General features: G+C 67.6%; 5 protein-coding genes. 2 read left to right on the forward strand and 3 right to left on the reverse strand.

Going from position 1 to position 3,888, the window contains the following annotated elements; all coding sequences use genetic code 11:
- From nifA to def, 3 genes are all read right to left on the reverse strand, one after another.
- A partial coding sequence (nifA, locus tag WAZ62_RS19795; protein WP_422645257.1) for a nif-specific transcriptional activator NifA occupies nucleotides 1-1,550 on the reverse strand: 1,550 nt, incomplete at its 3' end.
- Nucleotides 1,551-1,692: 142 nt separating this feature from the next.
- The gene (locus WAZ62_RS19800; protein WP_422645258.1) at nucleotides 1,693-2,364 is read right to left on the reverse strand and encodes a COQ9 family protein; all 672 of its coding nucleotides are present in this window, start codon (nucleotides 2,362-2,364) and stop codon (nucleotides 1,693-1,695) included.
- A gap of 5 nt (nucleotides 2,365-2,369) precedes the next feature.
- On the reverse strand, nucleotides 2,370-2,891 hold the full coding sequence (gene def / locus WAZ62_RS19805; protein WP_422645259.1) for a peptide deformylase: 522 nt from the start codon (nucleotides 2,889-2,891) through the stop codon (nucleotides 2,370-2,372).
- 127 nt (nucleotides 2,892-3,018) lie between these two features.
- On the opposite strand from def, the gene WAZ62_RS19810 reads away from it, so the two are divergent.
- Together WAZ62_RS19810 and WAZ62_RS19815 are read left to right on the forward strand one after the other, a co-directional pair.
- A complete protein-coding gene (locus WAZ62_RS19810; protein WP_422645260.1) occupies nucleotides 3,019-3,264 on the forward strand; it encodes a GlsB/YeaQ/YmgE family stress response membrane protein in 246 nt (81 codons plus the stop codon).
- 76 nt (nucleotides 3,265-3,340) lie between these two features.
- On the forward strand, nucleotides 3,341-3,888 hold a 548-nt coding region (locus WAZ62_RS19815; RefSeq protein WP_422645261.1), incomplete at its 3' end, for a Spy/CpxP family protein refolding chaperone.

Consider the following 3,888-nt stretch of genomic DNA (forward strand, 5'->3'; position numbering starts at 1 on the left):
GGCGGGGCGGCGGGGCGCGCGGCGGGCTGCGGCGCGATCGGCAGGGGCTGGAAGCCCGCGGGGGCGGCTTCCCTTGTCGATGATTTCCACAACATGGCGGACAGGCAACCGTCGTTGCGACAGGCGAAGTCCCGCCCGGTCAGGTTCGGGCCATGGGCGAGGGTCGCGGTGCGCCGGACGCAGTTTTCCAGTTCGCGAACATTGCCGGGGAAATAGCAGCCGGTCAGGACCTGCAGGGCCTCGTCGGTCAGGGCCAGGCGGGTGTCGTTCTCGTCGTTGTAACGCTTCAGGAACTCGCGGGCGAGCTTCGGAATGTCGCTCGGCCGGTCGCGCAAGGGCGGCAGGAACAGGGGCACGACGCTGATCCGGTAATAGAGATCGGCGCGGAAATCGCCCCTGGCCACGGCTTCTTCCAGATTGCGGTTGGTGGCGGCGATCAGGCGGACATCGGTCTTGATCGTCTTCGATCCGCCCACCCGCTCGAATTCGCCTTCCTGGATGACGCGCAGCAGCTTGGCCTGGAACATGGCCGATATCTCGCCGATCTCGTCGAGAAACAGGGTGCCGCCATCCGCCAGCTCGAAACGGCCCTTGCGCTGGGCATGGGCGCCGGTGAAGGCGCCCTTCTCGTGACCGAAGAGTTCGGATTCCAGCACGCTCTCGGGCAGGGCGGCGCAATTCAGCTTCACGAAGGGCGCGGCTTTCCGCGGCGACATTTCGTGCAGGGCCTGGGCGAACAATTCCTTGCCGGTGCCGGATTCGCCCCGCAGCAGCACGGTGGTATGCGAGCGGGCGACGATGCGCACCTTGTCCAGCACGGATTTGATCGCCGGGCTGTCGCCGACGATGCCGTGGCTCTCGGTCGGGGGGGCGACGGGGCGCAGCGGCCGCACCGTGTCCTCGACCGCCTTCGCCAGCCGGTGCTGCTCGGTGATCAGGCGCTGGCGATCCTGTGCGATCAGGCGCTGCAGCCGCACCGACTGGCCGACCAGATTGGCGACCATGGTCAGGAAGCGGACATCCTGATCGAAGCGGAAATGGGGCAGGCCGCTCCAGTTCCGATCGATGGTCAGGGTGCCGACCACCTTGTCCTCGACCTTGATCGGCACGCCGATGAAGGAATAGGAGACGCCGCGCGGCCCCCAGGTGGAAAAATCCACCTCGGAGAACAGGGGGTCATAGGCGACGTTCTCGACCACGAGCGCGGTCTGGGTGACGACGATGCGGCCGATCGCCCGTTCGGGCAGGCGCTCGAAATAGCGCTTCGCCGTCGCTTCCGACCAGCCGGAGCCGACGACGACCTCGGGCGCGCCGCTCTCGTCGAGCAGGGCGATCAACCCGTTCCGCATGTCGAGGAAGGACGACAGCAGCGAGAGCACGCCGGCCAGGCTGACCTCCAGCCGCGCCGGCATCGCCAGCAGCTTGGAAATCTCGTAAATGCCGTAAAGGGCGACCTCCGCCCGCTCGGCGCTGGTGCTGGCCAGCGGATTCCGGGACGCCGCATGAGGCGGAGCCGAACGGGGTGGAGACAGGGGCAATTGACTAACCATGGTTCACCCCTCGAAAGCAGAGGCGCGACAACGTGCCGGCAAGCAATCGGAATGGCGGATCGCCTATTGAATAGGGTTAGTCCAAATCTGGTCAACGCCTACCTAAGGTCAATGCCCCCCGTCTGCGTCAATTTGGCCCGATCTAGCCGGTCTTGCGGGCGTTGACCGCGTCGCGCAGGCGGATCAGGGCGGAAAGGGGCGAGGGCAGGGCCTTCAGCACGGGGTCCACGCGGGCGCGCAATTTGCCGAGCTGCATCACATTCTCGATTCGGCGATCGAGAAAGGACCAGGTTTCGGCCCGGCCTTCACTGTCGTCCTGCAGCCAGAAGGCGAGGGTGGCGGAATAGACCCCGGCCAGGATCGCCCGCTTGGAATAGAAACTGAATTCTTCCGACGGGGAAGCGTCGCCGGTGCCGCGCCAGATGGCATCGACCGTGGTGTACAGAAGTCGGGCGGCCAGGGGCGCGCCCAGCGGCAGGGCGAGAAATTGCACCGCCCGGCGCACCGATTCCCGGTCCGCCTCGCATTGTTCGAGGCGGGTGCGGATGGCGAGGGTGATTTTCTCGCGGATCTTCAGGCCGTCGAGACCCCGGGCCGCCAGCGCCTCGACCATGCGCTTGTCGGCGCGGACCGAATGCAGGGCGATGGCGTCGAGCGGCCCGCGCGGCAGGGCATTGCGCGCCAGCAGGGGATCGATGCCCAGATCCTTCGCCGCGTTGTCGATCGCCGCCTGCGACCATCCGTCGAAGGGCACATGCATCATCATGGCGTCAAGCAGGCGAAGCCCCAGATCGTCGGCCGTTGTATCCACCATGAACCTCAATCCTCGAAACTGTCGGCGTCGACGAAGCCGAAACTCGACAGATCCGTCATCCGCTGGGGATAGAGGATGCCATCGAGATGGTCGCACTCGTGCTGTACCACGCGGGCATGGAAATCCCGCGCCTCGCGCTCGACCAGCTGGCCGTCGAGGCCGAGGCCGCGGTAGCGGATGTGGCGGGCGCGCGGCACCAGGCCCTTCAGGCCGGGGACGGACAGGCACCCCTCCCAGTCCAACTCCCGCGCCGGGTCCAGAACCTCGATCACCGGATCGGCGAGGACGGTCAGAGGCGCGTTCTCGATCCCCCGGGCGTTCTCGTCGCCGAGCGGGGCATGGAACACCACCAGCCGGCGCGATACCCCGACCTGGGGCGCCGCAATGCCCCGGCCGTGGGCGGCCCGCATGGTCTCGACCATGTCGGCGACCAGGGCGCGCACGTCCGGCGCCGTGGGATCGCCCACGGGATCGGCGGCACGGCGCAGCACGGGATGGCCCATGCGCAGGATCGGTCGAATGCTCATGCAGGAAATATGGCGCAGTCGCGCCGTCTTGCAACCGCCCTTGCGGACCTCGGGCAGGGAACCGTGTCATGATGGCGCCGTTGACACCGATATGCGGCGCTTCGCCGCGAGCAATGGAGACGACATCATGGGTTGGTTGTCCTGGATCATCCTCGGCCTGATCGCGGGCCTCATCGCCAAGTTTCTCGTGCCCGGCCATGACGGCGGCGGGCTGATCTGGACCACGATCGTCGGCATCGTCGGCGCCTTCATCGGCGGCTACATCGGCACCCAGATCGGTTGGGGCGAGGCCAGCAGCCTCGACCTGCGCTCGATCGGCATCGCCGTTCTCGGGGCCATCATCTTCCTCGTCATCTGGCGCGCGGTCGCCTGACCGGCGCAGGAAAATCCCCCGGCATCCGTTTCCTGCTCAAGGGGCCTCGATGGCACGAAACAGAAGGATGTCTTCCATGAAACGATTGACGCTCGCGGCGCTCGGCCTGGCCGCCCTCATGGGCTCGACCGCGCTCGGCACGGGGCTCGGCTTCGCCGGCTCGCCGCCGGATGGCGCCCGCAAGCCCCGGGCCGAGCATGTGATGAGCCCCGAGCGCATGGCCGATCGCTGCAAGCGGCAATTCGCCGGGGCGGCGGCCAAACTGACCTATCTCGAAACGCGCCTGGCCCCGACCGAGGCGCAGAAGCCGGCCTGGCAGGCCTACAAGGACGCGGTCGAGGCGGCCGAGGCGACGAACCGCGACGCCTGCGTCGCCGCCGTCCCCGTGAAGGCCGAGGAGCCGGTTGGCCCGCCCGATATCGTCACCCGCGAGACGATGAAGGTGAAGCGCCTCGAAGCCGAACTGAGCCGCTCCAAGGCGACCTTGCCGGCGCTGCAGAAGCTCTATTCCGTGCTGACGCCGGAACAGCGGGCCATGCTGGACGAGCCGGCGCCGCGCCGTCACCACGACCGGCCGAAGCCCGCGAGCCTCGACCGGCCGGCGCCGGGCGCCATGGACGATAC

The organism is Zavarzinia sp., assembly GCF_049306435.1.
Classification (GTDB): domain Bacteria; phylum Pseudomonadota; class Alphaproteobacteria; order Zavarziniales; family Zavarziniaceae; genus Zavarzinia.

Coding starts and splice junctions, on each gene's coding strand:
- WAZ62_RS19800 (WP_422645258.1), bottom strand. CDS start 2,364: ATGGTGGATACAACGGCCGACGATCTGGGGCTTCGCCTGCTTGACGCC.
- def (WP_422645259.1), bottom strand. CDS start 2,891: ATGAGCATTCGACCGATCCTGCGCATGGGCCATCCCGTGCTGCGCCGT.
- WAZ62_RS19810 (WP_422645260.1), top strand. CDS start 3,019: ATGGGTTGGTTGTCCTGGATCATCCTCGGCCTGATCGCGGGCCTCATC.